This window comes from Streptomyces sp. NPDC020362, from assembly GCF_040642095.1.
In the GTDB taxonomy this organism is placed as follows: Bacteria; Actinomycetota; Actinomycetes; order Streptomycetales; family Streptomycetaceae; genus Streptomyces.
This window is the reverse complement of the sequence record NZ_JBFAET010000441.1, coordinates 1-2,338: the sequence shown is the minus strand read 5'-3', so window position 1 is coordinate 2,338 and position 2,338 is coordinate 1. Positions and strand designations below refer to the sequence as shown.

Annotated in this window: 3 protein-coding genes; 2 read left to right on the top strand and 1 reads right to left on the bottom strand. The window is 71.2% G+C overall.

Features of this window, described 5'->3' with window-relative positions:
• Together AB0H32_RS47990 and AB0H32_RS47985 are read left to right on the top strand one after the other, a co-directional pair.
• On the top strand, positions 1 to 467 hold a 467-nt coding region (locus AB0H32_RS47990; protein ID WP_361135963.1), incomplete at its 5' end, for an FtsX-like permease family protein.
• 26 nt (positions 468 to 493) lie between these two features.
• Positions 494 to 1,255 (top strand): response regulator transcription factor, encoded by a 762-nt coding sequence (locus AB0H32_RS47985; RefSeq protein ID WP_361135960.1) that lies wholly within the window; start codon positions 494 to 496, stop codon positions 1,253 to 1,255.
• A 225-nt stretch (positions 1,256 to 1,480) separates the two neighbouring features.
• Here AB0H32_RS47985 and AB0H32_RS47980 read toward each other — a convergent pair.
• Positions 1,481 to 2,338 (bottom strand): hypothetical protein (locus AB0H32_RS47980; RefSeq protein ID WP_361135957.1); only part of this gene is annotated, 858 nt, incomplete at its 5' end.

The window sequence follows — 2,338 nt, the reverse complement described above, 5'->3', positions numbered from 1 at the left end:
GCGCCACCGTCAGCGACCTCACCCAGACCCGCGGCACCGTCGGCACCAGCCTGACCTCCGTCGACCTGGCCGGACTCACCCGCATCGAGCTTGCCTTCGCGGTCCTGCTGGCCGCCGGAGCCGGGGGACTGGTCCTCGCCCTCGGGCTCGCCGAACGCCGCCGCACCTTCGCCATCGCCACCGTCCTCGGCGCACGCACACGCCAGCTGCGCGGCATGGTCCTCACCGAGGCCCTCCTGCTGGCCGCAGGCGGCCTGGCCGGGGGTGCCGTCATCGGATGGGCGCTGTCGGAGATGCTGGTCAAGGTACTCACCGGCGTCTTCGATCCGCCGCCCGCCGCCCTGGCGGTGCCCGGCGTCTACCTGACCCTGACCGGACTGGCCGCCTTGATCGCCGTACTGGCCGCAGCCCTGAACGGCGTCCGCAGTGCCCGGCGCCCCGCAGTGGAGGAACTCCGCGACCTGTGAGGGAGCGACCTGTCTACTCTGTTGCCATGGGCACGCCTGCCGCACCGGACCGCAGCCGCCTGCACATCCTGGTCGTCGAAGACGACGACACCATCGGACGCCACCTGGAAACCGGCCTCCGCGTCAACGGCTACGCCCCCGCCTGGAGCCGCACCGGCGCCTCGGCCCTGACGGAGACGGACCGCACCGCCTACGACGCCGTTCTCCTGGACCTCGGCCTGCCCGACCTCGACGGACTGGACCTCGCCCGCACCCTGCGCGCCCGCTTCCCCGACCTGCTGATCGTGATCCTCACCGCCCGTACCGACGACATCGACGTCATCGCCGGCCTGGACGCAGGCGCCGACGACTACCTGGTCAAGCCCTTCAGCCTCACCGTTCTGCTGGCCCGTCTCCGCGCCCACCTGCGCCGACAGACCAGCACATCGCAGCCGCAGCCCCCACTACGGCTCGGCGACCTGATCATCGACACCACGGCACGCCGCTGCACCCTGCACGACACGGAGATCTCCTTGCGGCCGAAGGAATTCGACCTCCTCGCCCTGCTCGCCCAGAACCCCGGCACCGCCGTCTCGCGAGAAACGCTGATGGCAAAGGTGTGGGACGAGAACTGGTTCGGCCCCACCAAGACCCTGGACGTCACCATGGCCGGCCTGCGCCGACGTCTCACCCAGGCCGCCGAGGAGTCCGCCCGCCCTTGCCGGTTGCCTCACATCACCACGCTCCGAGGGCATGGCTACCGCCTCGAGCGCTGTGGCTGGAGCGATGGGGCCGGGACGAAGAGTTGACTGGCCCTCGCCTGTCCGCGCAGTAGGGTCTGCACTCGTTCGGCCGGCGCCATCCGGTCAGCGACCGCCCCACGAGAGTCTGTGGACCGGGCTGCCGCAGGCGGCCCCGGCCGCATCGCGGTGTCCGCAGCTCGCCGGCGTGTGCCGAGGAAGCGCGGTTCTCTGCGCCGCCTCGGCACACTGAGCCCGTCGGCCGGGTGGGCCTGCCGGGCGCTGTGCGGTCTGTCAGCCCATGTCCGTCAGGAGGGCGTTCAGTTCCTTCTCCTGCTGTGCGGGCGACATCGGCGGGTTCGAGTGGTCGATGCCGAAGGTCCCCAGCACCTTGTCCATCTGGGCGTCGATGGAGGTCCAGCCGGTCTGGTCCAGCGGCTGCAGCGATGCCTGGTCGGCGTCCCACAGGTCACGCAGCGACTGGGCGGCCGCGTGCGCGCCCGTCGCGTCCCCCGAGCGTGCGTCCTTGAGCGAGGTCGATGCGAGCTTCTTCAGTGCGTCGACCTTCGCGGGCGGGAACTTCTTCACCGCCTGGCCGGGAGCCATCTGGACGGCGGAGGTGTTGTCCTCCTCCGCCGCCGGGCCGACGTGCGGCTGGCCGTGGGCCCAGACCAGCAGGGCCGCAGTGGCGAGGGCCAGCAGTCCGAAGCCGGCCAGCGCGGTGCGCTCCCTGCGCGGGTTGCTGGTGGCCGGTGCGGCGTGGGTCGCCTCGTGGGTCTCGGTCACGTCCGAGCGCGTCACCGTCAGGTAGACCACGGTCGCCAGGATCAGGCCGAGGAAGATCAGGCTGGTGGTGAAGGTGCCCAGGTCGAGACCGGTCGGCTCGCCCGGCTGAGCGACCTTCGGGGAGGCGAGCCAGTCGCCGATGTTCGCGCCCAGCGGACGGGTCAGGATGTAGGCGAGCCAGAAGGACAGCACCGGGTTCGCGCCGAACTTCCACAACAGCGTGATCGCCGCGATGAGGCCGAGCGGCAGCAACACGGAGACGCCCGGGCTCCAGCCGGTCAGCTCCAGAGTCCAGTCGCCGGTCGCGGTGCCGAGCGCGAAGGTGACGAGAACGGCGAGCCAGTAGAACGACTCACGCGGCAGCGT